The 25,604-nt window shown below is 72.4% G+C and carries 21 protein-coding genes and 1 tRNA gene; 8 read left to right on the top strand and 14 right to left on the bottom strand.

Annotated elements, in window-relative coordinates; all coding sequences use genetic code 11:
- Positions 1 to 4: 4 nt before the first annotated feature.
- From ACZ619_RS14295 to ACZ619_RS14270, 6 genes are all read left to right on the top strand, one after another.
- Positions 5 to 652, top strand: a complete 648-nt coding sequence (locus ACZ619_RS14295) for an ABC transporter permease (protein ID WP_469598407.1) — start codon at positions 5 to 7, stop codon at positions 650 to 652.
- Positions 645 to 1,883, top strand: a complete 1,239-nt coding sequence (locus ACZ619_RS14290) for a betaine/proline/choline family ABC transporter ATP-binding protein (protein ID WP_469598405.1) — start codon at positions 645 to 647, stop codon at positions 1,881 to 1,883. The genes ACZ619_RS14295 and ACZ619_RS14290 overlap by 8 nt, the downstream gene beginning before the upstream one ends.
- On the top strand, positions 1,880 to 2,734 hold the full coding sequence (locus ACZ619_RS14285) for an ABC transporter permease (protein WP_469598403.1): 855 nt from the start codon (positions 1,880 to 1,882) through the stop codon (positions 2,732 to 2,734). Before ACZ619_RS14290 ends, ACZ619_RS14285 begins: the two co-directional genes overlap by 4 nt.
- Positions 2,735 to 2,805: 71 nt before the next feature.
- A complete protein-coding gene (locus ACZ619_RS14280) occupies positions 2,806 to 3,687 on the top strand; it encodes a glycine betaine ABC transporter substrate-binding protein (protein WP_469598746.1) in 882 nt (293 codons plus the stop codon).
- A gap of 81 nt (positions 3,688 to 3,768) precedes the next feature.
- Positions 3,769 to 4,353 carry a helix-turn-helix domain-containing protein gene (locus ACZ619_RS14275; protein ID WP_469598401.1) on the top strand — a complete coding sequence of 195 codons (585 nt, stop codon included), beginning with the start codon at positions 3,769 to 3,771 and terminating at the stop codon, positions 4,351 to 4,353.
- A 12-nt stretch (positions 4,354 to 4,365) separates the two neighbouring features.
- Positions 4,366 to 4,542, top strand: a complete 177-nt coding sequence (locus tag ACZ619_RS14270) for a hypothetical protein (protein WP_469598399.1) — start codon at positions 4,366 to 4,368, stop codon at positions 4,540 to 4,542.
- Between the two features lie 5 nt (positions 4,543 to 4,547).
- Here ACZ619_RS14270 and ACZ619_RS14265 read toward each other — a convergent pair whose 3' ends face one another.
- The 4 genes from ACZ619_RS14265 to ACZ619_RS14250 form a co-directional block, all read right to left on the bottom strand.
- A complete protein-coding gene (locus tag ACZ619_RS14265) occupies positions 4,548 to 5,336 on the bottom strand; it encodes a S16 family serine protease (protein ID WP_469598397.1) in 789 nt (262 codons plus the stop codon).
- Positions 5,337 to 5,428: 92 nt separating this feature from the next.
- On the bottom strand, positions 5,429 to 6,070 hold the full coding sequence (locus ACZ619_RS14260) for an IclR family transcriptional regulator (protein ID WP_469598395.1): 642 nt from the start codon (positions 6,068 to 6,070) through the stop codon (positions 5,429 to 5,431).
- A 288-nt stretch (positions 6,071 to 6,358) separates the two neighbouring features.
- Entirely contained in the window at positions 6,359 to 8,164 is a 1,806-nt protein-coding gene (locus ACZ619_RS14255; RefSeq protein WP_469598393.1) for a DEAD/DEAH box helicase, read from the bottom strand.
- 114 nt (positions 8,165 to 8,278) lie between these two features.
- Positions 8,279 to 9,709 carry an MFS transporter gene (locus tag ACZ619_RS14250; RefSeq protein ID WP_469598391.1) on the bottom strand — a complete coding sequence of 477 codons (1,431 nt, stop codon included), beginning with the start codon at positions 9,707 to 9,709 and terminating at the stop codon, positions 8,279 to 8,281.
- Positions 9,710 to 9,886: 177 nt separating this feature from the next.
- On the opposite strand from ACZ619_RS14250, the gene ACZ619_RS14245 reads away from it, so the two are divergent.
- Positions 9,887 to 9,958 (top strand) — tRNA-Cys (locus ACZ619_RS14245).
- 120 nt (positions 9,959 to 10,078) lie between these two features.
- On the opposite strand, the gene ACZ619_RS14240 is transcribed toward ACZ619_RS14245, so the two are convergent.
- On the bottom strand, positions 10,079 to 12,055 hold the full coding sequence (locus ACZ619_RS14240; RefSeq protein ID WP_469598389.1) for a CYTH domain-containing protein: 1,977 nt from the start codon (positions 12,053 to 12,055) through the stop codon (positions 10,079 to 10,081).
- A 226-nt stretch (positions 12,056 to 12,281) separates the two neighbouring features.
- Between ACZ619_RS14240 and ACZ619_RS14235 the strand changes: the two genes are divergently transcribed.
- Positions 12,282 to 14,765, top strand: coding sequence for an FUSC family protein (locus tag ACZ619_RS14235; RefSeq protein ID WP_469598387.1), 2,484 nt, complete (start codon positions 12,282 to 12,284; stop codon positions 14,763 to 14,765).
- A 10-nt stretch (positions 14,766 to 14,775) separates the two neighbouring features.
- Here the strand turns inward: ACZ619_RS14235 and ACZ619_RS14230 are convergent, their stop codons facing one another.
- The 9 genes from ACZ619_RS14230 to ACZ619_RS14190 form a co-directional block, all read right to left on the bottom strand.
- Positions 14,776 to 15,945 (bottom strand): SUKH-4 family immunity protein, encoded by a 1,170-nt coding sequence (locus ACZ619_RS14230; RefSeq protein WP_469598385.1) that lies wholly within the window; start codon positions 15,943 to 15,945, stop codon positions 14,776 to 14,778.
- 145 nt (positions 15,946 to 16,090) lie between these two features.
- Entirely contained in the window at positions 16,091 to 16,618 is a 528-nt protein-coding gene (locus ACZ619_RS14225; RefSeq protein ID WP_469598744.1) for an AAA family ATPase, read from the bottom strand.
- Between the two features lie 2 nt (positions 16,619 to 16,620).
- The gene (locus ACZ619_RS14220) at positions 16,621 to 18,924 is read right to left on the bottom strand and encodes a xanthine dehydrogenase family protein molybdopterin-binding subunit (RefSeq protein ID WP_469598384.1); all 2,304 of its coding nucleotides are present in this window, start codon (positions 18,922 to 18,924) and stop codon (positions 16,621 to 16,623) included.
- Positions 18,921 to 20,642: a (2Fe-2S)-binding protein gene (locus ACZ619_RS14215; RefSeq protein WP_469598382.1), complete on the bottom strand. Its 1,722-nt coding sequence runs from the start codon at positions 20,640 to 20,642 to the stop codon at positions 18,921 to 18,923. The genes ACZ619_RS14220 and ACZ619_RS14215 overlap by 4 nt, the downstream gene beginning before the upstream one ends.
- Positions 20,639 to 21,532, bottom strand: coding sequence for an FAD binding domain-containing protein (locus tag ACZ619_RS14210; protein ID WP_469598380.1), 894 nt, complete (start codon positions 21,530 to 21,532; stop codon positions 20,639 to 20,641). The genes ACZ619_RS14215 and ACZ619_RS14210 overlap by 4 nt, the downstream gene beginning before the upstream one ends.
- 275 nt (positions 21,533 to 21,807) lie before the next feature.
- Positions 21,808 to 23,439: a beta-N-acetylhexosaminidase gene (locus ACZ619_RS14205; RefSeq protein ID WP_469598378.1), complete on the bottom strand. Its 1,632-nt coding sequence runs from the start codon at positions 23,437 to 23,439 to the stop codon at positions 21,808 to 21,810.
- 582 nt (positions 23,440 to 24,021) lie between these two features.
- On the bottom strand, positions 24,022 to 24,306 hold the full coding sequence (locus tag ACZ619_RS14200) for a DUF3039 domain-containing protein (RefSeq protein ID WP_469598376.1): 285 nt from the start codon (positions 24,304 to 24,306) through the stop codon (positions 24,022 to 24,024).
- Between the two features lie 14 nt (positions 24,307 to 24,320).
- The gene (locus ACZ619_RS14195; RefSeq protein ID WP_469598374.1) at positions 24,321 to 24,866 is read right to left on the bottom strand and encodes a hypothetical protein; all 546 of its coding nucleotides are present in this window, start codon (positions 24,864 to 24,866) and stop codon (positions 24,321 to 24,323) included.
- A 72-nt stretch (positions 24,867 to 24,938) separates the two neighbouring features.
- Positions 24,939 to 25,511: a YqgE/AlgH family protein gene (locus ACZ619_RS14190; protein WP_469598372.1), complete on the bottom strand. Its 573-nt coding sequence runs from the start codon at positions 25,509 to 25,511 to the stop codon at positions 24,939 to 24,941.
- Positions 25,512 to 25,604 lie beyond the last annotated feature (93 nt).

The raw sequence follows: 25,604 nt of genomic DNA, 5'->3' as shown, positions 1-25,604 counted from the left end.
GCGGGTGAGCTTCTGGGAGTACCTGGCCAACCGGTACCAGCAGCTGCTCACGGACGCGTACCAGCACGCGAGCGTGGTCTTCCAGTGCATGGTCGTGGCGACCGCGCTGGGCGTGTTCATCGGTGTGGTGACCTACCGGAGCGGCTGGGCGGGGTCCATGGCCACCACGGCCACCTCCACCATCCTCACGGTCCCCTCCCTCGCCATGATCGGTCTGCTGATCCCGATCGTGGGCCTGGGCGTGGCGCCGACGGTCATCTCGCTGACCCTGTACGGGCTGCTGCCGATCGTGCGGAACGCGATCGTGGGCCTGCGCGGCGTCGATCCGGCGCTGGTGGACGCGGCCAAGGGCATCGGCATGTCCCGGACGACACGGCTGCTGCGCGTCGAACTGCCGCTCGCCTGGCCGCCGATCCTGACCGGCATCCGGATCTCCACGCAGATGCTGATGGGCATCGCCGCCATCGCGGCCTACGCCTCGGGCCCCGGCCTGGGCAACGAGATCTTCCGCGGGCTGGCCTCCCTGGGCAGCGCGAACGCGCTGAACCAGGTGCTCGCGGGGACCGTCGGGATCATCATCCTCGCCCTGTTGTTCGACGCCGGGTACGTCCTGATCGGACGGCTGACCATTCCGAGGGGGATCCGTGTCTGAGGCCGCCGTCGCGGGCGCGACCATCGAGCTGGAGAACCTCACCAAGCGGTACCCGGGCAGCGCCCAGGCCGCCGTGGACAACGTCAGCATGGAGATCGGCGCCGGCGAGACGGTGATCTTCGTCGGCCCGTCCGGCTGCGGCAAGTCGACCACCCTGAAGATGATCAACCGGCTGATCGAGCCGAGCAGCGGCCGGATCCGGATCAACGGCGAGGACGTCACCGACATCGACGGCGTGAAGCTGCGCCGCAAGGTCGGGTACGCCATCCAGTCGGCGGGGCTGTTCCCGCACATGACGGTCGCCCAGAACATCGCGCTGGTCCCGAGGATGCTCGGCTGGTCCAAGGGCCGGATCCGGTCCCGCGTGGACGAACTGCTCGACCTGGTCGGCCTGGACGCCGGCGAGTTCCACGGCCGCTACCCGCGCCAGCTCTCCGGCGGCCAGCAGCAGCGGGTGGGGGTGGCGCGGGCGCTGGCGGCCGACCCGCCGGTGCTCCTCATGGACGAGCCGTTCGGCGCCGTCGACCCCATCACCCGCGACCACCTCCAGGACGAGCTGATCCGGCTCCAGCACGAGCTGCACAAGACGATCGTGTTCGTCACCCACGACTTCGACGAGGCGATCAAGCTGGGCGACCGGATCGCCGTGCTCCGCGAGCGCTCGCACATCGCCCAGTTCGACACCCCGGAGGCGATCCTCACCAACCCGGCGGACGACTTCGTCTCCGGTTTCGTCGGCGCGGGCGCGGCCCTGAAGCGGCTGAACCTCACCCGGGTGCGGGACGTGGAGGTCACCGACTACCCCACGGTCACCGTCGACACCCCGCTCCAGGAGATCTTCAACAAGCTGCGCGGCAGCGGCACCAACGAGATCCTGCTGCTGGACCGGCGCGGCCGCCCCTACAAGTGGCTGCGGCGCGGCGACCTGATGCGGGCCCGCGGCTCGCTGGCCCGCGCCGGCACCCTGGTGCACGACACGGTGACCCGGGACGCGACCCTGCGGGACGCGCTGGAGGCGGTGCTGACGGACAACGCGGGCCGGGTCGCGGTGACCGGGCGGCGCGGCGAGTACATCGGGGTGGTCGACATGGAGACGCTGATGAACTCCGTGCACGAACTGCTGGAGGCCGACCGCCTGGAGGCGATGGAGCACCAGCACGAGCTCCAGGAGGCCCGGGCCGACCGGACCCACGCCGAACAGGAGGGCGAGAGAGGGGAGAGGAAGGCGTGAGCGTCTCTCCCGGCACCCGCCCCGAGGGCGAGCACGAGGTCGAGGGCCTCGCCTTCCGCGACGAGGGCGAGGCGGAGCCGGCGGCCGCGCCCCCGCCGTCGCGCCCGCCGGGACGCCGGCTGAGCTGGCAGCAGCTGACGGTCCTGCCCGGGTTCCTGGTGATGCTGCTGCTGGCCACCTGGCTCTGGTTCCAGCAGGCGGACCTGGACACGATCTCCGAGAACGCCCTCTCCGGCGGCCAGGTCTCCGAGGCCCTGTGGCAGCACGTGCGGCTGACGGTGATCTCGACCTTCTTCGTGCTGGTCATCGCCATCCCGCTGGGCATCCTGCTGACCCGCAGGGCCTTCCGCAGACTCGCCCCGGTCGCCATGACCCTCGCCAACACGGGCCAGGCGACCCCGGCCATCGGCCTCCTCGCCCTGCTGGTCATCTGGCTGGGCGTCGGCGAGAAGGCGGCCCTGGTCGGCATCATCGTCTATGCCGTCCTCCCGGTCCTCTCCAACACGATCGCGGGCCTGAAGGCGAACGACCCCACGCTCCTGGAGGCGGCGAAGGGCATCGGCATGTCGCCGACGGGCGTGCTGCGCAAGGTCGAACTCCCGCTCGCCGTACCGCTGATCCTCGCGGGCGTCCGTACGGCCCTGGTCCTCAACGTCGGTACGGCGACCCTCGCGACCTTCGGCGGGGGCGGCGGCCTGGGCGTCCTGATCACCACCGGCATCACCAACCAGCGCATGCCGGTCCTGGTCCTCGGCTCGGTCCTCACGGTGGCGCTGGCCCTGCTGGTGGACTGGCTGGCCTCCCTCGCGGAGGTCCTGCTGCGCCCGCGCGGGCTGGAGGCGGGCCGGTGAGACGCGCCCCGTACGCGGTGTCCGCGGCCCTGCTGCTGGCCTCCGCCTGCGGTCTGACCAGCGGCTCCCCCATGGTCGACGACGTCCGGCCCGGCTCGATCGGCACCGGCGAGCCGCTCAGGGGCGCCCATCTCACCGTCACCTCGAAGGAGTTCACCGAGCAGCTGATCCTCGGCGCGATGATGGGCATCGCCTTCCAGGCGGCGGGCGCCGACGTCCTGGACCGCACCGGCATCCAGGGCTCGATCGGGGCGCGCGAGGCGGTCAAGTCCGGGGACGCGGACGGGATGTACGAGTACACGGGCACCGCGTGGATCACCTACCTGGGCAACAGCCACCCCATCGCCGACCCGCAGCAGCAGTGGCAGGCGGTCCACGACGCCGACCTGAAGAACGGGCTGACCTGGCTGCCGGCGTCACAGCTCGACAACACCTACGCGCTCGCCATGAACCGGGCCAACTCCGTGAAGTACGGCACGAGGACGCTGTCCGAGGTGGCCGCCCTGGCCAAGTCGGACCCCGCGGCCGTGACGCTGTGCGTGGAGAGCGAGTTCGCCAACCGCGCCGACGGACTGCCCGGCATGGAGAAGGCGTACGGCATGAGCGTGCCGGCGCGGAACGTCACGCAGATGGACACCGGGATCATCTACACCCAGGTCCAGAAGGGCAGTTGCACCTACGGCGAGGTCTTCACCACCGACGGCCGCATCAGGTCCATGGACCTGGTGGTGATGGAGGACGACAAGAAGTTCTTCCCCAACTACGACGCGGCGCCCGAGATCAACTCCGCGGCCCTGAAGAAGTGGCCGGCGATCGCGACGGTCCTGGACCCGCTGACGAAGAAGCTGGACAACACGGTGGCGCAGACCCTGAACGCCAAGGTGGACGTGGACGGGGAGGACCCGCACCAGGTCGCGCTGGAGTGGATGAAGGAGCAGGGACTCGTGAAGTAGCCGCGCCCCGGCGGGAGTTCCAAAGAAGTCGTTGCAAAGAACCCCTTGCAACGACTCCTTTGCACCGCTAGCTTCGTAGTCATGCAGGAGCACGAGGAGCACAAGCAACGCCGCCTGGACGCCCGCTCGTTGCGGGGTCTGGCCCACCCGCTGCGGATGCAGCTGCTGGAGGCGCTACGGCGCAACGGCCCGGCGACCGCCTCCCTGCTGGCGGCCCGGCTGGGCGAGTCCAGCGGCGCCACCAGCTACCACCTGCGCCAGCTCGCCGCGCACGGGTTCGTCGAGGACGCGCCCGGGCACGGCAAGGGCCGGGAGCGGTGGTGGCAGGCGGTGGACCAGGGCATCGTCTTCGACACCGAGGAGTTCGAGGGCGCCGGCCCCGAGGTCCGCGGCCTGGCGGAGCTCTTCCTGCACGAGGTGGCCGGCAACCACGCCCGGGAGCTGTCCGCCTGGCTGGGCACCCGCAACGACTGGGGCGAGCCCTGGACCCGGTCCACCGACATGAGCGACATGACGCTGCGGCTCACGCCCGACCTGGCGCGGGAGCTGGTCGGCAGGATGCACGCCCTGATCGACGACTACCGCGACCGGGTCCCCGACAAGGACACGCCCGGCTCCGCGCAGGTACGCGTCCACACGCACCTCTTCCCCATCGAGACGGACTGAGAGGCACCCGCCATGCACACCCACGCCCACCTCGCCCACCACCGCACCGCCGAACTCCACGCCCAGGCGAACGCCTACCGCCTGGCCCAACAGGCCAGGCCCGAGCGGGAACTGCGCACGCGCATCGGCTGGACCCTGGTGGAGATAGGCCTCCGCCTGACGGCACCGGCGCCGGCCGTCGCCCCGTAGGGGGCTCAGCAGCCGGGGACGCTCTTCCCCTTCTCCAGGGCGACCAGGTCGGAAACGGCCCCCTTGAGCGTCGTCACCGGCACCAGCCTCAGCCCCTTCGGCAGCTCGGCCTTCGCGTCGGCGCACTCGTCCTTCGGCACGAGGAAGACCGTCGCCCCGTCCCGCCGCGCCGCCTGCGTCTTCAGCGCCACCCCGCCCACGGCACCCACCGTGCCGTCCGCGGTGATCGTCCCGGTCCCGGCGATGTTCCCGCCCCCGGTGAGGTCTCCCCCGCTGCCGTTCCCGTCGAGCTTGTCGACGATGCCGAGGGAGAACAGCAGACCCGCGCTGGGCCCGCCGACGTCCGCCAGCTTCAGGGTCACCTTGACCTTGCTCGCGCTGAGGTCGAGGTACTTCAGCGCGGCCTGGGCCGCCGCGTCCTGCGACTGCTCCATCTGCTGCGTGTTGTGCTGCTCGATCTCCTTGACGCTGTCACCGCTCGGGTAGACCGCGTCGCGCGGCATCACCGCACGGTCCGTCCGGAACCAGTTGTGGAGCACGTCGGCCAGCGACACCCGGGCGTCCGGCCCGGTCGCCTCGATCGTGGTCATCCGCAGCTGCCCGCTGGTGGTCCGGGTGGGCGCCCCGGAGACGGTGATCACCGGGGTGCCCTTGTTCTCGCCGAGGACGTTCGCCGTCATCCCGGGCTGGGCCACCGAGAACGGCAGCGGCGCGAAGACGGCCGTACCGATCAGGGCCACGACGGGAACCGCACAGACGGCGAGGGCCTGGAGACGCGTGAGACGTGAGAGCACGGAGTCAATCTAACGCGGCGACCGGTTCCGGCCACCGCCCGGCCCGCGCCCCGCCCCAGCGCCTCCGCGACCGGCCCCAGCGCCTCCACGGCCTAACGCAGCGCCTCCGCGACCTCCCGCGCCGCGTCCATCACCCGCGCCCCCACCCGCTCCGGCACGGAGTCCGCCAGCATGACGACCCCCACGCTCCCTTCGACACCCGTCACCCCGAGCAGCGGCGCCGCGGCCCCGCTGGCCCCGGCCTCCAGCTCCCCGTGCGTCAGCGTGTACCCGGGGTCGTCCCGCGGCGAGTGCCGGGCGGCCAGGATCGCCTTGCCGGCGGCCCCCCGCTCCAGCGGGTGCCGGAACCCGGCCCGGTAGGCCACGTGGTAGTCCGTCCAGGTCGGCTCGACGACCGCGACGGCGAGCGCCTCGGCCCCGTCGACCAGCGTCAGGTGCGCCGTCGCCCCGATGTCCTCGGCGAGCGAGCGGAGCGCCGGCAGCGCGGCCTCCCGTACGAGCGGATGCACCTGGCGGCCCAGGCGCAGCACGCCCAGCCCGACCCGGGCTCGCCCGCCCAGGTCACGCCGTATCAGCGCGTGCTGTTCGAGCGTGGCGAGCAACCGGTACACCACGGTCCGGTTCACGCCCAGTTTGTTGGAAAGCTCGGTGACGGTCAGCCCGTGGTCCGTGTCGGCCAGCAATTTGAGGACACGCAGTCCCCGGTCGAGCGTCTGGGAGGTCTCCGCGGTCACGACGCCCACTCCTTAAGTGGTGAGGCCGGCAACCTCCGACGCGGCGGATGCGTCACCGAGTCCCGTCAGCGACGCGCTTCAGAGGCCGCCGATCGGCAGGACGGCCCGGCGGCTCCGGGCCCTGTCGCTTCACGGCTGCGCTCCGCGGCGGCGCTGCCACGGGGCGTATGCGTAGCGGGACAGTAGCGAAGCGGGTTCGCTGAGCGGAAGCCTCCGTCCAGAATCCGGTCACGCACCGGTATGGACTACTGCGCTTTGTGCCGGTATGCGGACTCTGCGCCACCGGGCTCAGCGCATCCGCGTGGCCCACTCCTGCACCTTGGCGATCCGCTGCCGCAGCTGCCCCGCGGTCGCCTCCGCGCTCGGCGGCCCCCCGCACACCCGCCGCAGCTCGGTGTGGATCACCCCGTGCGGCTTGCCGCTCTGGTGCACATACGCGCTGACCATGGTGTTCAGCTGCTTGCGCAGCTCCATCATCTCCTTGTGCGAGACGACGGGCCGCCGCTCCGCCGGCAGCTCCAGCAGGTCGGCCTCGGTGTCCGGCTTCTTGCGGCTGTGCGCGATCTGCCGGGCCTGCCGCTTCTGGAGCAGCATCTGCACCTGGTCGGGTTCGAGGAGTCCCGGGATGCCGAGGTAGTCCTGCTCCTCCTCGCTGCCCGGGTGGGCCTGCATGCCGAACTCGGCGCCGTCGTAGAGCACCCGGTCGAAGACGGCCTCGGACTCCAGCGCCTCGAAGGCGAACTGCTCCTGCTCGCCGGTGTCCTCGTCCTGCTCCTTGTTCGCCTCCTCCATCTCCTTCTCGGACTCGGCGTACGGGTCCTCCTCGCCGTCCTTCTTCGGCTTGTCGAGGGCGTGGTCGCGCTCGACCTCCATCTCGTTGGCGAAGGTCAGCAGGTCGGGGACGGTCGGCAGGAACACGGACGCGGTCTCGCCGCGCCGCCTGGAGCGCACGAAACGCCCGACGGCCTGGGCGAAGAAGAGCGGCGTCGAGATGGTCGTGGCGTAGACGCCCACCGCCAGCCGCGGCACGTCGACGCCCTCGGACACCATCCGCACCGCGACCATCCACCGGTCGGCGCTCGCGCTGAAGTCGTCGATCCGCCGGGAGGCGCCGGTGTCGTCGGAGAGGACGAGCGTCGCCTTGGTGCCGGTGATCTCACGGATCAGCTTGGCGTAGGCGCGTGCGGAGTCCTGGTCGGAGGCGATGACGAGGGCCCCCGCGTCGGGGATGCCCTTGCGCACCTCGGTGAGCCGCTGGTCGGCGGCGCGCAGCACGGCCGGCATCCACTCGCCGCGCGGATCGAGCGCGGTGCGCCAGGCCTGGCTGACGGCGTCCTTGGTCATCGGCTCGCCGAGCCGGGCGGCGATCTCGTCACCGGCCTTGGTCCGCCAGCGCATGTTGCCGCTGTAGGAGAGGAAGATGACCGGCCGCACGACATGGTCGGCGAGGGCGTTGCCGTACCCGTACGTGTAGTCGGCGGAGGACCGGCGGATCCCGTCCTGCCCCTCCTCGTACGTCACGAAGGGGATGGGGTTGGTGTCGGACCGGAAGGGCGTGCCGGTCAGGGCGAGGCGCCGGGTCGCCGGCTCGAACGCCTCCAGGCAGGCCTCGCCCCAGGACTTCGAGTCACCGGCGTGGTGGATCTCGTCGAGGATGACGAGGGTCTTGCGCTGCTCGGAGCGGTTGCGGTGCAGCATGGGCCGCACGCCGACACCGGCGTAGGTCACGGCGACGCCGTCGTACTCACGGCTGAGCGGTCCGGCGCTGTACTCGGGGTCGAGCTTGATCCCTATCCGCGCGGCGGCCTCCGCCCACTGCTTCTTCAGGTGCTCGGTGGGGGCGACGACGGTGACCTGCTGCACGACGTGGTGGTGCAGCAGCCAGGAGGCGAGCGTCAGCGCGAACGTCGTCTTGCCGGCGCCGGGCGTGGCCACGGCGAGGAAGTCGCGCGGCTGCTCCTGGACGTACTTCTCCATGGCGCCCTGCTGCCAGGCACGCAGCTTGCTGGCGGTACCCCAGGGCGCCCGGCCCGGGAAGGCCGGCGAGAGGTGATGCGACGACGACGAGGCGGCAGAGGCGGCGGTGGTAGTCACGGTCTCCGTAGTAAGGGGGTCGGGCGGCTACGTATGACAACCGGGCCACCCTACCGGCGCGCTGTGGCTGTCAACGCGCGGACGAGGCCGGGTCCCCCTCGGGTGGGACTCACGTCACAGATCACGGAGCCGGGTGGTGACCCAGGCCCCGACGAGCGCGACGGCCGCCATCGGCAGGAACACGGCGGCGAAGGCGGCCGGGTGCGAACCGGTGCCGCCGTCGCCGGAGACGGAGCCGCCGCCGAGGGAGGCGAAGGCCGCGCCGGTCGCGGCGAGCAGGACGACGTTCGAGAGGGCGTCGGAGAGCTGGAGGGAGGCCGAGTTGGCGCCGGCCTCCTCCGGCGCGGAGAGCCGGAGCAGCAGCACGCTGGACGAGGCGATCACCAGGCCCATCCCGAAGCAGCCGAACGCCCAGGCGACGGCGACGGTCCACACCGGCACACCGGGCAGGAGCACGCCGGGCGCGGCCGCGACGGCCGCCGCGACCAGCACCATCCCGAAGGTCATCAGCCGCTGCCGGTACGGCTCGACGCGCGGCCGCGCCTGCACCCAGGAGCCGAACGCCCAGGTGACCCCGCCGGCCGCCAGCGAGAACCCGGCGAGGGTCGGCGACAGGCCCCGCTGGGTCACGAGCATCAGCGGCACGAAGGACTCGGCGGAGATGAAGGAGCCGGCCGCGACCCCGCGCAGCAGCACCACCGAGGGCAGTCCGCGGGCCGCGCGGTACGTCCCGCGCGGCAGCAGCCCGAGCACGGCGGGCACCAGCAGGGCGGCGCCGAGGACGCCGGGCAGCAGGGACGTCCACCGCAGGTCCTGGGCCGCGTACTGGAGCAGTCCCGCGCCGAGCGAGATCCCGAACGCGAGCCGGATCCGGCGCCGGTCGAGGCCGGCGGCCGCCGGCTCCCGGGCCGGCCCGCCGGCCCGCCGCCGTATCTGCGGCAGGGCGAGCGCCACCGGGAACACCACGAGCGCCGGGATCCCGAGGAACACCCACCGCCACCCGAGGTGCTCGGTGACCGCGCCGGCGGCCAGCGGTCCGACGATGGAGGGCACCACCCAGCCCGCGGCGAACGCGGCCATGATCGCGGGCCGCAGCCGCTCGGGGTAGGCCCGGCCCACGACGACGTACAGGGCGACGATCACCAGCCCGCCGCCGAGTCCCTGCACGGCCCGCCCCAGGATGAACACCCACATCGCCTGGGCGGTCCCGGCCACCACCAGCCCCGCCGCGAACGCCCCGATCCCGGCCGTCAGCGCCCCGAGCGGGCCCCGCCGGTCGGACCACTGCCCCGCCAGCACCATCCCGGACAGGCTGGTCGTGAAGTACCCGGAGAACGCGAACGCGTAGAGCGAGACCCCGTCCAGTTCCCGCGCGGCGACGGGCATCGCGGTCCCCACCGCGGTCGCCTCGAAGGCGATCAGCAGCACCACGGACACGATCCCGACGCTGAGCGCGCGGTACGACCGCCCCAGCACGCCTCCGGTGTCGACTCCGTCGGCTGTCTCATCAGCGACAACGGCGTCGCTCGGCTCAAGTGCGGTCATGCGCCCCACGGTAAGCCCCACAACCCCGCTTGACCCCTGTCGGGAGCCGTACCTCACGTCGGACCTTGGTCGTACGCCCCCGGCCCCGTTCATGAACGCCGTGTGGCAGTCCCGTTGCAGCCCCGCCGATTCCCTTGAGCCCCACCCTCCCGCCCCCTACCTTCGAGTCATCGACACGGCCGTGTGCCCGAGTGGTTTAGGGGCTCGCCTGCAAAGCGAGTGACGTGGGTTCGAATCCCGCCACGGCCTCTGGTTGCCTGAACAGGCAGAGCAGAAAGGCGGCACCCTCGCGGGGGTGCCGCCCTTCTGGCTTCGCGAAACGGTTCGCAGGAGCTTCCCGGCGGCTTCAGGGTCATCGGCCCGGCGCCGTCACTCCCCTTTCGGCCGCTTGAGGAGTCCGTCCCTCGCGAGGCTGATCAGGAGCGGGACGAGCGCCAGGAACGCCGTCGCGTCGGCGCTGGCATGGCGGCCGAACCAAGGTATCGACACGGCCACGGCGGCGAGCATCCCGACGACCACGGTGGTGAACCGGGCCACGGTGCCCAGCGTGCTGGAGGGCTCCCTGAAGAGGTAGAAGGCCGCGGCGACCATCGCGACGAAGCCGAGGCACTGCACGATGACGGCTGTCAGCTGCGGTTCGCCCTCGGCCCACAAACCCGTGTCGGCGCCGCTGGACAGGGCGAAGAGCCCGCCGACGAGGACCGCGACCGCCGTCAGGAACCTGACTCGCAGCCACATGGTCTTCTCGGTCTGCCGCGCCTCGTCGGACGGCGCTCGCACGAGCGTGGTGTGCAGCGCCAGCCGGCCGTCACGCATCCACTCCGGCTCGCTCTTCATGATCCCGAGATCCCTCATGCCCTGGAAGTACTTGGCGAAGGTCTCGTAGCGCACGCCGTCGGTGCCGGTGATGTGGGTGCACGCTTCGACGAAGGACAGGAGGAACGACTGATAGCCGTCCAGTTGCAGGTCCTGGGACGCGCCGCTCTCGTCCTCGACTCCCGTCACCTCGAACTCGAAGCTCTGCAGTCCGTTCTTACTGCCCGCCCGGCGGAAGGTGACCTTGTCGTACTTGAGTTTGGCGACATAGTTGCCTGACGCGCCGACCGTCTTCGCATGCTGCTGATCGACCCGCTTGACGATCCACGCGGACCTCTGCACATCGACCTCCAGAGTCGGGGCCAGGCCCAGATTCGTGAGCGCGTGCTGAACGTCCTCGAATGTCGCCATGGGCCCGGAGGAATTCGTATGGACTTTCTCCTGGAGCCACCCTATGATCGACGCCCAACCGTCCGCGAACGATTCGCTCCCCTCGACGCACACGATTTCCTGTTGCAGGATCGACCCGTATTTGGCGTCCTCGGTCAGCCGACGGAAGGTCGCCTGACGCTTGCCCTGGTCGCGGCGGATCCGGAGATACCAGCCGGCGTCGAGTAAATCCTGGTTCGGAGTGTCGTAGTACACGTCCTCTATGCGCTGGTCGACGCTCAGACGTGTGAAGGCGTAGTCCGAGAGAAATCGTTTGTCGTGATCGATCCGGCGAATTATCGACACATAGTCGTCGTTCTTCGCAACCCTCACTTTGGCTTCGAGTTTGTCACGAAGGTGAGCGGTTCGATAGTGCGCCATCCCGCGCTCGAACTTCGACTCATGAGCCGGCTCCACGTCGAATTCATCTCTTGCCGAGTGCACGAGTTCACGCAGATGCCGCTCCTCGCCGTCCTTGCCGAGCTCGATCTCCATGCGGCATTCCCGAATGGGCTCCGCGGACACTCCGACGACGTAATCGGACTGGTCGAGCACGATTTCGGCGATCTCCTTGACGCCTGATCTCACACACCAGCTGCGACGGTTCGTGGCGACCGTGAAAAGGGATCGCAACCCGAGAGATCGAAGAACGGCGAAAGCACCGTCGCGCAGAACACGCGCGGTGATGTTCTCCGGAGGGACAGTGATGACCCCTGCTTCCGCAAGGGCGGAGCCGATCATCTCGACCACGTCGAGGAACGTTCCGCTGCGCGGATTCTCCAGCTCCTCACGCGTCACGACGCCCGCGCTCCCGGCGCTCGCATTATCGACAGGCCTCTTCAAGGTCGCCACGACATCGTCTTTGTGCTGCCGTATGCGAAGTGACCAGCCCCGAGAGTGAAGGCGCTCGTCGGTGTCGAAGTACGTGTCCTCGTGAGGGTTGATTTCGGAGGGAACGAGCTTGTACAGACCCAGGGCGCCATCCTGCCCCAGGCGATTCGCGATCAGTTCCAATTGGCTGCACTGGACACGGAAACGTGCCTCGATCTCAAGCGCCACATCGCCCCCTGCTACCTGTGTGACTTCGACCGGGAGATTCACGCGGAAAGAGTGATGGTACGACCCGGGGTTTGAGCGCACAACATGTTCTCCCCGAGGATCACGGCCCCACTCTGGGGGATGAACGAACCAGCACGGCATGCGTTCATTATGGAGCGGAAGTGAACGCTATTGAACACGAGTGGATCGACTCTCGACCGGTAGAGACGTGCGAGCCCGTGCCCGGTGGCGACGTGCCGGGGGCGGGCGGGTGGGCGATTCTGTAGGGGTGTGGGGTCTTCCTGGCGAGTACGCCGGCCCCGGCCGCCGGGCGGTGCGGGTGACGCTGGCCGCCGCCGGCGGGTTCTGTCTCTTCCGGTACGGGGCCGACCGGCCCGTCGCCGCCACCTACGCGCTGTTCGCGGCCGTCGCCCTGGGCGGGCTCGCCCGGATCCCGGGGACCGGGCGGCAGCGGGCCGCGCTGGTGGTGCGGCTGCTCCCGGTGTGCTGGGTGCTGGTGATCGTCGGCACCTACCTGTCGGTGCGGACGTGGAGCGCCGTGGCGGGCATGCTCGTCGTCGGCTTCGCGCTGACCTTCTCCGCGATCGGAGGGCCGCGGCTGGCCGGGGCCGCGCCGGGGCTGCAACTGCTGTACATCCTTCCGTCGTTCCCGCCGTACGCCCCCGGCACGCTGGGCGAGCGGCTGGTGGGGACGACCGCCGGACTGGTGCTCCTCGTCGTCGTCGAGGCGCTGGTCTTTCCCGAGCCAGGTCCGCCGCCGTACCGGGAGCGGGCCGCCTGCGCCGCGCGGACCGCCGGGCGGTGCGCGGAGCTGCTGCTGGAGCCGCCGTACGTGCTGCGCGAGGCGGACGTCCGGGCGGGCATGGACGACAGCCGGGCGCTGCGGACGCTGAACGTGCCGGAGGCGGAGCGGCCGGCCGGACCCGGGGTGCGCGACCGCGCCCTCGCCCACACCGGCCTCGCCGCCCGCACCCTGCTCAGCCGTCTCGGACACCTGTCGGGAGCATCGGACGAGGCCCCGCGGCCGGAGGCCGCGGCCGTGCTGCGGGCGGTGGCCGCGGTGGCCGCGGCCACCGCGGGACGGCTCAGGGCGGGCCCGCCGGCCTCGGCGGCCGCCGAGGAGCTGGTCGCCGCCCGCGCACACCTAGCCGCCCTCTCCGGACACCCGACGGCCCCCGGGAACGGCCGCACGGGGAACGGCGGCGTGGAGGACGGCCGGGCGGGAGACGGCCGGGCGGGGGACGGCTGGGCGGGAGACGGCCGGGCGGGGGACGGCTGGGCGGGGGACGGCTGGGCGGGGGACGGCTGGGCGGGGGACGGCTGGGCGGGAGACGGCTGGGCGGGAGACGGCTGGGCGGGAGACGACCGGGCGGAGGGTGGCCGAACAGAGGACGGCCGGGCGGAGGGTGGCCGGGCGGGCGGGCTCGCTGCGGGCATCCCGGCCGCCGTGCTGCGCAGGCACGCCGCTGTGCTGGAGGTCGCGGATGCCGCGTCGACCATGGCCACGGCGGCCGAGCTGGCGGTGCGGGGGCGGCACGCGGTCGTGGACGTGTCGCGGGGGCGCTTCTGGTACGCGCGGACCTGGGCGCCGCTCCTGTGGTGGCACCGGGTGCGGGGGCACGCCGGGCGCCGGTCGGTGTGCTTCCAGAACGCGGTGCGCATCGCCCTGGCCCTGACCGCGGCCCGGCTGGTGGCCGGCATCGACACGCTGCCCCACGGTTTCTGGGCCACACTGGCGACGCTCACCCTCACCCGCACCACCATGGACGAGACCTGGAGCACCATCCGGCGGGCGCTCGCCGGCACCCTGGCCGGGGCCGTGGTCACCGCCGCCGTGCTGACGCTGGCCGGCACCGACACCACGGTCTACGCGGTGGTCCTGCCGGTGTGGATGCTGTTCTCCTTCACGGTCGGGCCGGTCAAGGGCGTCGGCTGGGCGCAGGGCATGTTCACCGTGCTGGTGGCCCTGGTCTTCGCCCAGCTGGCACCGCCGACCTGGCACCTGGCGGAGGTCAGGATGCTGGACGTGCTGGTCGGCAGCGCCATCGGTGCCGTCTTCGGGCTGCTGGCCTGGCCGCGCGGGGCCCATGACGAGCTGCGTCACGCGGCGGCGGAACTCCTGCGCAGGGCGGCCGAGATCGTGGTGGCGACCAGCGCCTCGGTGGCGGGCGGCGGCGCGGTCGCCGTCCCGTCGGGGGTGTCCGGGCACCGGTCGCTGCAACGGGCGGTGATCCTCGCCGAGTCCGCCTACGCGCAGTTCCAGAGCGAGCCGACGCCCTTCGGCGGCCCGGCCCGGGAGGTGGCGCTGCGCGGGGTGGACTGGCAGGCCGCGCTGATGGCCGGCCACCACACCCTGTGGGGTTCCGCGCGGCTGCTGGACCCGCCGCCCGCCGCACTGGGCCCCGCCGCGTCGGACTCGGTCGGCACGCTCGGGGAGCGGGTGTCGGCGCGGATGCTGCTGGTCTCGGCCGCGCTGGATCCCGGCGCGGACACCCCGGCGCAGGAACGGGTGCCCCTGATCGCCCCCGCCCCCGACGGAACCGCGGCCGAGCCGCCGGGCGCGCCGCTGCTGTACTACGCGTCCGTGTCCTGGCTGGACTCGCTGATCACCGACCTGAGGCGGATTCCGCGCGGCGGCCCGGAGCGGGAGCCGGAGCGGAAGCGGGAGGCAGAGCCGGACTCGGGCCCGGAGCCGGCCTCGGGCCCGGAGCCGGGCCGGGAGGGGGACGGTGGGGCCGGGCGGCCGCGGTGAGCGGGGCCGCTCAGAGCACCCCGCCCGCCTCGTCCTGGAACAGCTCCGTCCAGTAGTGCCAGTCGGCGTCCGTGGTGGTGGGGGTGGGGTCGATCGCGGCGAGGGTGTGGAGCATGGTCGCGGCGAGCTGGTCGTAGGCGTCGGTGGTGAGCTCGTGGTGCAGGTGCTCGTCGATGGTGCGCTCGTGGTGCAGGAGCCAGAGCGTGTAGGCGAGCGTGGAGATGTCGGTGTTGAGGGGGTAGAGCGTGGCCTCGGGCTCGGAGAAGTTGAGGACCGCGCCCGTGGTGCCGTCCACCACCAGGCTGTTGTCCTCGACCAGGTGACCGAGGCGTATGAGGTGGCCGGCGTGGGCCGGGAGGGCGTCCAGGGGGAAGCCGCCCGGGTGGATGTCGGTGAAGAACTCGGTGAGGGTGGGGAGCGGGGCGTCCGGGTCGAGGTGGAAGACCACCGCGTCCTCCGGCAGGCCGGTCTCGCGCAGGAAGCGGCGGGTCGGCTCGTGGGTGAGCGTCGGCGGGAAGTCGACCTCCTCGAAGCGGGCCACCCGGCCCTGCCCGAACTCCTGGTCCAGCAGCCGGGCCGGCAGGTCGAGGGTGAGCCCGGAGGCGGTGCCGGGGCCCGCGATCAGGCTGAGGGGGCGGATCAGGGCGGTCGCCTTCCAGTACGGCGGGACGCGGCCGGCCGTGTCCTGCTCGAAGAGGTCCAGGAGCCTGCGGGAGGCCTCGGTGGCCGTCTTGGTGCCGTAGGTCCCGGCGAGGGCCGCGAACCGGCCGCGCAGGCCCGTCAGTTCCTCGGTGACCGCGGCGAACCGCAGCAGCGTCTCCAGCGAGGGCGCGAGCGGGCGCGGGTCGGCGGGGTGCAGCAGACGGGCGGTGGAGATCTCGCCGGTGCCGCCGTCGAGGAGGATCGACTCCGGGTCCAGCCCCGCCGGGGCCAGCAGCTGCCCGATCACCAGCCGGTCCCTCAGCTCCTCCGCGAGCCGCGACGGGCCGTCCGTGACGTCGGCGAGGGTGCGCAGGCCGGCCGTGCGCAGCGGCTCGAAGGTGAGCAGGCCGCCGGTGTCGGGCAGCGCGGCCCCGGCCAGCCAGACGCGGGTGGGTTCGTGCGTGATGTACCTGTCCAGGTCGGCCTCGGTCAGCGTGATAGCCGCCGTACCGCTGCCGGTGGTGCCGGTGGTGCTCATCGCTGCCCCCGCGATCGAAGAGTTCTGCAAGTTCACGTCGTATGACAAGCCGGGTGGAAAGTCGTGCGGAAAGTCCGGTGAAGCCGTGTCCCCCACTGACCGGAACACTACGCCGCGCCACTGACAACGCCCCGCTGAAGAGACGTCAGGCGACCCTCGTCCGTTCCGTCCCGGAGAGAATCGCTTCCACCGTCTGTTCCACGGTGAGCGCCGATGTGTCCAGCCACAGACCCAACGTCTCGGTGTGCCGCCTCAGTTCCGCGTCCAGACCGGCCACCGTCCAGGCCCCGTAACCCGTCTTCGGCCGGCCCGCCTCCCGCCGGGCCACCGTCTCCGGGTCCGGCGCCAGGACCACGACGTGCAGCGGGCGGGTACGGATCAGGTCGACGTAGGCGCGCAGCTCCGGGCCCAGCAGGACGTCCTGGACTACCGCCGTGAAGCCCGCCTCCGCGTAGCCGTCCGCCGTCGCCGCCGACAGCCGGTGCCGCAGGCGGAGTTGGGCCGTGGCCTCGGCCGAGGGGCCGGGGGTGTACTCCTCCCGGCCCGAGACGATCATGCGCCGGAAGGCGTCCCCGCGGACGTGCGCGGCGCGCGGCAGCCGCTCGGCGAGCGCCTGCGCGACCGTCGACTTCCCGGCGGCCATCACGCCCGTCACCACGACGACCCCGCGCAGCGTCACTGGCTGGTGACCACCGCCGCCTGGGGCCGGATCGGGAGGCGGTTGACCGGGCGGCCGGTCGCCGCGCGGACGGCGGAGGCGATCGCCGCGGGGGACGTCACCACCGGCACCGCGCTGACCGGCTTGGCGCCGAAGGGCGCGACCACGTCGCGTTCCTCGACGAGCTTGACGATCCGGATGTCCGGCGCGTCCAGGGCGGTGGGCAGGGCGTACCCGGTGAGGTCGGGGTGGCGGATGAGACCGCGCGGGGTGCGCAGGTTCTCCGTCAGCGCGATGCCCACGCCCTGGGTGACGCCTGCCTCGATACGGGCGTTGAGCTGCGCCGGGTTGAGGATCCGGCCGACGTCCTGGGCGACGGCCAGCTCCACCACCCGCACCGAGCCCAGCTCGATGTCGACGTCGACGACCGCGCGGATGGCGCAGAAGGCGAGGCCGACGAAGGCGTCGCCCTGGCCGTCGGCGTCCAGCGCCTCGGTCGGATGCGGGCGGCACTGGGCGGTGGCCCACAGCTCCTTGCCGTCCATCGCCTCGGTGACGGTGGTCGACAGGACGCCGTCGTACGACGTGATCTTGCCGTCGGTGATCTGGAGCAGCTCGGTGGACATGCCGAACTTGTGGGCGAGGGGCTGAAGCAGTTGTGTGCGCACCATCTTCGCCGCGCGTTCGACGGCGCCGCCGGAGACCCAGGTGTGGCGGCCGCGGCAGCCGGGGCCGGCCGGGGGCTGGTCGGTGTCGACGGGCGCCACGTGCACCTCGTCGATGCCGAGGGTCTCCTGGACGATCTGGCGGGCCAGCGTGGTGAAGCCCTGGCCGGTCTCCACGGCCGCGCAGAGCACGGTCGCGATGCCGTCGTGGACCTTGACCGTGGCGGTCGAGACCTCGTCGGCGCCCTCCGCGCCGAGCATGTGCACCATGCCGAGGCCGTAGCCGACGCCCCGGCGCACCGCGCCCGGTTCGCCCGCGCCCTCGGGTCCGCCGGGCAGCAGCCACTCGTCCTCGGGCGTGTCCTTGGGCAGCTGCGGGAGCGGGAAGTCCCTTACCGCCTGGAGGAGTTCGGCCACCGGTGCCGGGCAGGTCACGGTCTGGCCGATGGGCAGGACGTCGCCGGTGGCGAGGGCGTTGCGCAGGCGGATCTCGGCCGGGTCGAGGCCGAGCTTCTTGGCCAGTTTGTCCATCTGCGCCTCGTAGGCGGCGCAGACCTGCATGGCGCCCTCGCCGCGGACGTGGCCGGAGGGCGGGTTGTTGGTGCGTACGGCCCAGCCCTCGATGAAGGCGTTCGGGACGACGTACGGGCCGCAGGCGAAGGAGACGGCGGCGGCCAGGGACTCCGCGGAGGTGTCGGCGTAGGCGCCCGCGTCCAGCAGGACCTGCGCCTCGACCTTGACGAGCCTGCCCTCGGCGTCGGCGTGGTGCCGGTAGCGCAGGAGCGTCGGGTGGCGGTGGGCGTGGCCGAGGAAGGACTCCTCGCGGGTGGCGGTGAGTTTGACCGGGCAGCCGGTCTTCAGGGCGAGCAGGCCGAGCGGCAGCTGGAAGCCCTGGTCCTCGCGGTCGGCGGTGGCGCCCGGCACGCCGGTGACGACGATCTTCACTTGTTCGAGCGACAGGCCGTAGCAGGCGGCGGCCGTGTTGCGGTCGGTGTGCGGGTCGGTGGAGGCCAGGTAGAGCTCGACGCCGCCGTCGGGGCGGGGCACGGCGAGGCCGGCCTCGGCGCCGATGGGGGCGGGGTCGGCGCGGCCGATGCGGTACTGGCCCTCGACGACGACCTCGCCGACCGCCTCCGGGTCGCCGTGCTGGAGCGGGATGTGCCGGATCAGGTTGCCGTCGGGGTGCAGCGGTTCGGCCTCGAACGCCTGCTCGGGGTCGATGACCGGGTCGAGCACCTCGTACTCGACGATGACGGCGGCGGCGGCCATCCGCGCGGTGTCCGGGTGGTCGGCGGCGACGGCGGCGATGGGCTCGCCGTGGTGCCGTACGACCTCGGAGGCGAACACCGGGCGGTCCGGGGTGCCCCGGCCGTGGCGCGGGGTGCCGGGCACGTCCTCGTGGGTGACGACGGCCCGCACTCCGGGCATCTCGCGCGCGTGGCTGGTGTCGATCGACACGATGCGCGCGTGCGGGTGCGGGGAGCGCAGCACGGCCGCCCACAGCAGGCCCTCGGCCCACAGGTCGGCCGCGTACGGGAAGGTGCCCTCGGTCTTCGCGCGCGCGTCGGCGGCCGGCAGCGACACGCCGAGGCCGTGCGGCGGCTCGGGGGCGGCGGTCTCCTCGGCGGCGGTCGTGGCGACGGTCTCGTTGGTCACGCCTGGCCTCCGTCCGGGCCGTAGGACTGGTCGTCGTAGCCGTGGTTCTGGTCGCCGAACGTCTGGTCGCCGCCGAAGGTCCGGTCGCCCCCGAACGACTGGTTGCCGCCGTACGACCGGTCGTCGTACTGCTGCTCCTGCGGGACCTGGTCGTACTGCTGCTCGTGCGGGATCCGGATGCCCGCCCCGAAGGTGCCCGGGGAGTCGAACGCCGACGCGTTGACACCGCCGGCGCCGGGTCCCGCCTGATGGGGGATACGGGCCTCGTCGCCGTCCGTCTCGGAGTCCGCGGCGGCGTGCGCCTCGCGTTCGGCGACGACCTCCTGGACGGCGTCCAGCACGCCCCGGTAGCCGGAGCAGCGGCAGAGGTTGCCGCACAGTGCCTGGCGGGCCTCCAGGTCGGTCGGGGCCGGGTTGCCCTCCAGCAGGTCGTGGACGGTCATCGCCATGCCGGGGACGCAGAAGCCGCACTGGACGGCTCCGCATCTGGCCAGCGCCCGCTGGACGTCGGAGGGGCTGCCGTCCTGGGCGAGGCCCTCGACGGTGCGGACCTCGCTGCCGGCGGCGGTGACCGCGGGGACCAGGCAGGAGGCGACCAGGCGGCCGTCGACCTGGACGTTGCAGGCGCCGCATTCGCCCTGCGAGCAGCCGTCCTTGGCGCCGGCGAGGCCCAGGCGCTCGCGCAGGACGTAGAGCAGCGACTCGCCGATCCAGGCGTCGGTGACCGGGCGGTCGGCGCCGTTGACGCGCAGGACGTAGGAGGCGAGGGGGTGGTCGTCGACCGCCTCGGGCTCGGGCTCGGGCTCGGCTTCCGGGTCCGTGGCCTCCACGCCGTCCGCGCCGGTCCCGTCGCCGGGCTCGTGGGCGTCCGGGGGGCCGGACTCGGCGTCGGCGGCCTGCGGTTCGGGGGCGGGGTGCGGTTCGGGGGCGGGGTGCGGCCGCGCCGCGTGGGGTCCGTCGGGGCCGCCGGGCGCGGCGGCTTCGGCCGACTCGCCGCCCGGACGGGCCGGTTGGGCGGTCCGGAGCGGCTCGCCGATCGTGCGGAGCAGGGTGGTCTCGGCCGGATCGCGCACTTCGTCCGCCGGGACCCGCCCGGCCGCAGGCGGCGCACCAGGGGCCCCGGAGGGCGCATCGGCGACCGGAGTGCCACCGTGCCCCGCAGGGGCCTCAGCGGGCTGCCCAGGGGCTTCCCCGGGGTGCTCCCAGCCCTGCGTCTCGGTCGCCCAGGGCGCGGCGGCTCCGCCCGGCAGGGTCGACGGCGGTGTGCCGCCCCACTGCTCCATCAGCGCGGACGTGGTGAACTCACCGGATTCGTCCGGAAGGTCACCACTCGCGACCGGGATCGACCACTGCCCGGTGACATCGTGACCGGGCCCGACCGGCGGCTGCTCCTCGTACCCCCACTGCTGCGTCGCGGCGGGGTTGTACGTGAACCGGTCGTCGACCGGCTGCCCCTGGGGGACCGCGTTCGGGTCGGGCCACTGGGCGCCGTCGGCCGGCGCGCCCCAGGTCTCGGTGCCGGGGGCCACCGCGATCTGCGGCGGCACGTAGCCGTGTCCGGGCGCGGCCAGCGGACTGTCACCGGCCAGCAGTGCCTCGATGCCGCCCTCGGGGAGCTTCACGAACGCGGTCGCGCCGTCGTCGTAGTCGCCCTGCGGCAGCGGGTCCCAGCGGCCGCCGCCCGAGGGCGCGCCCTCCGCGTGCTGGTCGTCGGTCACGACAGCGCCCTCCCCAGTGCTCGTCGGGCCAGCGCGGCGACGGTGCGCCGCAGGTGCAGTACGGCGGGCGGAAGCGGTGTCACGGAACCGTCGGGCTCCGGGACCGGGTCGGGGATGCAGGCGGCCGCGACGTACTCGCCGAAGGCGTGCAGCGCCTCCGGGACGAGCGCGCGGTCGTTGTCCCAGTCGATCAGCCGGGCCACCCACTGCTCGGCGTCCAGCGGCCTGAGCGGCATCGGCGCTATGGCCCCGACCGCGCACCGGACCCCGCGCCGCGCCGGGTCCAGGACGAGCGCCACGGAGGCCACCGAACGGCCCGGTCCGGTACGGCCCGTCGCCTTCAGGAAGACCTGCGGGGCGTGCAGCAGCGGCACCCGCACGAAGCCGATCAGCTCGCCCGCGCGGAGCATCTCCACACCGGCCAGCAGGTGCGACACCGGGATCTCCCGGCGGGACCCGCCCGGCCCCGCGATGATCAGCGTCGCCTCCAGGGCGGCCAGCACCGGCAGCGCGTCGCCGGTGGGCGCGGCCGTGGCGATGTTGCCGCCCAGGGTGCCCGCGTTGCGGATGTGCGGCGGGCCGGCGGCCCGCGCGGCGGCGGCGAGCGCCGGGATGAGGGCCGCGAAGTCGGGGCGGCCCATCCGCGCGTGCGTGAGTCCGGCGCCGAGCAGCGCGTTGCCGTCCTGGTACTGCCAGCCGCGGATCTCGCTGATCCGGCCGAGGCCGACCAGCGCCGCGGGCCTGAGCTGCCCGGAGTTGACGGAGGCCATCAGGTCGGTGCCGCCCGCGACGGGGACCGCGGCGGGCATGGCGGTGAGGGCCGCCACGGCCTCGTTCAGCGTCGTGGGCAGCGTGACGGCCTGCGCCGCCTGCGGTGCGTGCGTGGTCAAAACCGGCTGCCCCTTCCCGCTGCCCCACCTGGTCCCACCTGTGTGGCCGTACGGTACGTGCTCACAGGGCGGACGTGGCAACTCTGGCACATCTTCGCAAGCCTCGAACGCACGGGTCCGCTAGGAGGCATTCGCCCACCTCACCGGCGACATGGACCGTTTTCGTACCGCATCCCCGGTGCATGCCGATTGACACTCTTCGGTGACCCTTGAGGTCTTTTTCCCTTACGCGTTCGAGGCCTCGTGACGGCCACCGGTTCGGGGGCGCGCGACGGCTACCGGTTCGGGGGCGGGCCGTCGATCGGACGGCCGGGCACACCGGGCCGCCGCTGCCAGGGCAGCGGTCCCGACGGCGGCCGATAACCGACGCCCAGGGCGTCGAGCCGGCGGTAGTGGGCGGCCATCCGGCGCTCGAACCCGGCGAAGTCCCGTTCCGCCGGGGCCGGCAGGGCGCTCCAGGCGACCTCCGCGAAGGCGGCGAGCCGGGGAAAGGCCTGGTAGTCCACGCGCGCGTGGTCCTCCATCACCTCGGTCCAGAGGTTGGCCTGGGTGCCCAGCACCCGCCGCGCCCGGGACGCGTCCAGCCCCGGCGGAACGGGCTCGAACCGGTACACGTCCTCCAGGGTGCGTACATAGCCGATCGGTACGGGTTCGTCGGTGCCGTCCGCCTGACGGTGGTCCAGGTACACGTACTGCTCGGGGCACATGACCACGTCGTGCCCGGCCCGCGCGGCCGCGATCCCGCCACCGTAACCGCGCCACGACGACACGGCGGCGCCCTCGGCGATCCCGCCCTCCAGGATCTCGTCCCAGCCGATCAGCCTGCGCCCGCGCGCGGAGAGCCACTTGGCGAAGTGGCCGATGAACCACGACTGCAGCGCGTCCTCGTCGGCGAGTCCGAGTTCCGTCATCCGCGCCCGCGCGGCCGGCGAGGCCCGCCACTGGTCCTTCGGGCATTCGTCGCCGCCGACATGAATGAACACCGACGGGAACAGTTCCAGCACTTCCTCGAACACCCCCTCGTAGAAGCGCAGGGTGTTGTCAGTGGGGGCGAGTACGTTCGGAGAGATCCCCCAGGAGTCCCAGACGGTCAGGGAGGCGGTGTCGATGACGTCGGTGTTGCCGAGTTCCGGATACGCGGCGATGGCGGCCTGCGAGTGTCCCGGTACGTCGATTTCCGGGACGACCGTGATATGCCGCTCGGCCGCGTAGGCGACGATCTCCCGGATGTCGTCCCGGGTGTAGTGGCCACCGTGCGGCTTCTCCTCCCACAACGGCGAGGCCCGGTGGCCGAATTTGGTGCGGGCCCGCCAGGAGCCGACCTCGGTGAGGAGCGGGTGGCGCTCGATCGGGACGCGCCAGCCCTGGTCGTCCGTCAGATGGAAGTGGAGGACGTTGAGTTTGTGCGCGGCCATCAGATCGAGATAGCGCAGCACGCCTTCCTTCGGCATGAAGTGCCGGGCCACGTCGAGCATCAGGCCGCGCCAGCCGAACCGGGGAGCGTCCTCGACGACCCGCCGCGGGACCGCGTACCGGGTGCCGGGGCGCAGGGGCGCGCGCCGGAAGGCGTCCGGTCCGAGCAGCTGACGCAGGGTCTGGGCACCCCAGAAGACCCCGGCGGGGCCGCCGCCGCGGATCTCGACGCCCTGGCCGGCGAGCGCGCGGAGCCGGTACGCCTCGGGCGCCAGCGAGCTGTCCAGCCGCAGCCGTACGCCGTCGCGGTCGTTCTCGGAGCCGGGCCGCAGCGGCAGTCCGAGAGCCGCGCCGAGCGCGGAACGCAGCCAGCGTTCCGTGCCTTCCGTTCCGGGCTCCGCCCACACGGTGGTGGTCTCGTCGAAAAGGACGCCGCTTCCCGTCGGCCCGTCGACGGCGCGCGGCGCCGGAATCAGATCCGTCCCTGAAGTCACGTCAGCTCCTAACCGCTTCGCCCGGCCCCGGGACAAGGCGTCGCTGTACGAGTACGGAGAACACCGGCGGCACCGGAAAAGGGCCCGCCGGGGAAAGCGCGTGCCACTCGCTCCGGCGTTGTCCGCGGCCTCCCGCGGCGCCTGCGGCACGCGTTTCGGGAAGCCCTGTCCGGGCCGCCGGAAACACGATCGGCGGGGCGGTCCGGAAGCGGAACCGGAATCGCGTCACCGCGGTCCGGGCGAGAAAGGCGACGGGCTCCTGAACGATCACGACACCCCCTCGGGGAACATCCGTCCGGCGAAGTGACGGCCGAATTCCCGCCGCCCGAACACCCGCCGGATCGCGGTGGACACCTCGCAGCCTCCACCATCTTGTTGCAGCATACGCAACGACGATTTCGCCCTGCACAACGCCATCGAGGTTAGGGACTGGGTGAACACTTCGGCAACAGGTCCCGACCACTCCATGTCCGGATGCCGCCGGGCTCCGCGCGGCGCCCGGACACGACGAAGGACCCGGACACGACAAAGGCCCCGGAGCACGCCGAAGCGCGCCCGGAGCCCAGCAGCACCCGGCCGGTGCTACTTGTCCTTGCCCTTGCCCTCGCCGTCACCGCCGGCGCCCATGGACTCGTAGATCTCCTTGCACATGGGACACACGGGGTACTTCTTCGGGTCGCGGCCCGGCACCCACACCTTGCCGCACAGCGCCACGACGGGCGTACCGTCGAGGGCGCTCGCCATGATCTTGTCCTTCTGGACGTAGTGGGCGAAGCGCTCGTGGTCGCCGTCGCCGTGGGACACCTGTGGCGTCGGTTCTACGAGGGTCCCCGTACCAGTCCCGCGCTCGGGCTCAAGAGTGCTCATGCCGCCAAGGGTAATCAACCGCCGGGAACTATGGCTCCCAGGCTTGCACAACGGGCGCCGCCGGCCGCGGCACCGTGTTTGCGTCCAGGCCCACCCCGCTGCAGCGGCGACGGGACAGGGGCGGTTGACCTCGCCCCGCTTCGCCACAACTCCCACGCTCTGGCGCGGATGTTGCGGGAGCCGTCGAACTGCCAGGAGAGCATCCGGTCGTCGTACGGTTGTGCGCCGTCCGCCCGGAAGACGATCGGCTTCTCCACAGCCTTCCGGCGCCGTCTGGAGCCCGGCCCGCCCAGGCACCCGGCCCTCACACCCGCCTTCAGCGTGGTGCAGGCGTCGCACGTCTTCTTGATCACGTGCTGCGCCGCCCGCGAGCCAAGACCCCACCGTGCCCTCACTTCGCCGTGGACCAGCTTCCGCAGCGGAACGTTCTCTTTCACGTCCGCCTCGAAGGCGGCCGCGCTGACCCAGGGCGCCGCCTCGTTGCAGCGACGCAGGGTCGTCTCCGGCGCGGCCGCCTGTTCCGGCGTCGGCAGGAGTCTGACCTGCGTCACGAGCTTCACACCACGGACGCCGTGCGGCCGGGAACGACGTCGCTCCCGAACATCCGCACCGGCACCCGAACGGGTGATCCATCAGTTGAGCGACGGATCGTCCGGGTACGTGGCGACCATCGCGAGTTCGCTGCGCTGGCGGCGCAGGACCTCGCGCCAGAGTCTTTCGGGGGACGGGGAGGAGACGTCGCCGGGCTCGGACTCGACGACGTACCAGGCGCCGTCGACCAGTTCGTCCTCCAGCTGGCCGGGGCCCCAGCCGGCGTAACCGGCGAAGATCCGCAGCGAGCCGAGGGCCGAGGCGAGCAGTTCCGGCGGGGCCTCCAGGTCGACCAGGCCGATCGCGCCGTGCACCCGGCGCCAGCCGAGCGGGGCCCGGTCGCCGTTCGCGCCGCCGGGGATGACCGCCACGCCGAGCGCCGAGTCGAGGGAGACCGGGCCGCCCTGGAAGACGACCCCGGGCTCGCCGGCGAGCGAGGCCCAGCCCTCCAGGATGTCGCCGACGTCCACCGGGGTGGGCCGGTTGAGGACGACACCGAGGGAGCCCTCCTCGTCGTGGTCGAGAAGGAGCACGACCGCACGGTCGAAGTTCGGGTCCGCCAGGGCGGGCGTTGCCACGAGCAGCCGCCCTGTGAGCGAGGACACCTCGGTCATGCCAGACATGATCCCGCATCTTCCGCTCCCGTGGGGAGCCAATCAGGGCCCGCGGGTGAATGCAGCTCAGGGCGGAAGGGAGCGTCCCCGGCG

Source organism: Streptomyces sp. NPDC104367 (genome assembly GCF_055583825.1).
The sequence above is the reverse complement of the archived record's forward strand: the minus strand, read 5'-3'. Positions and strand labels throughout refer to the sequence as shown.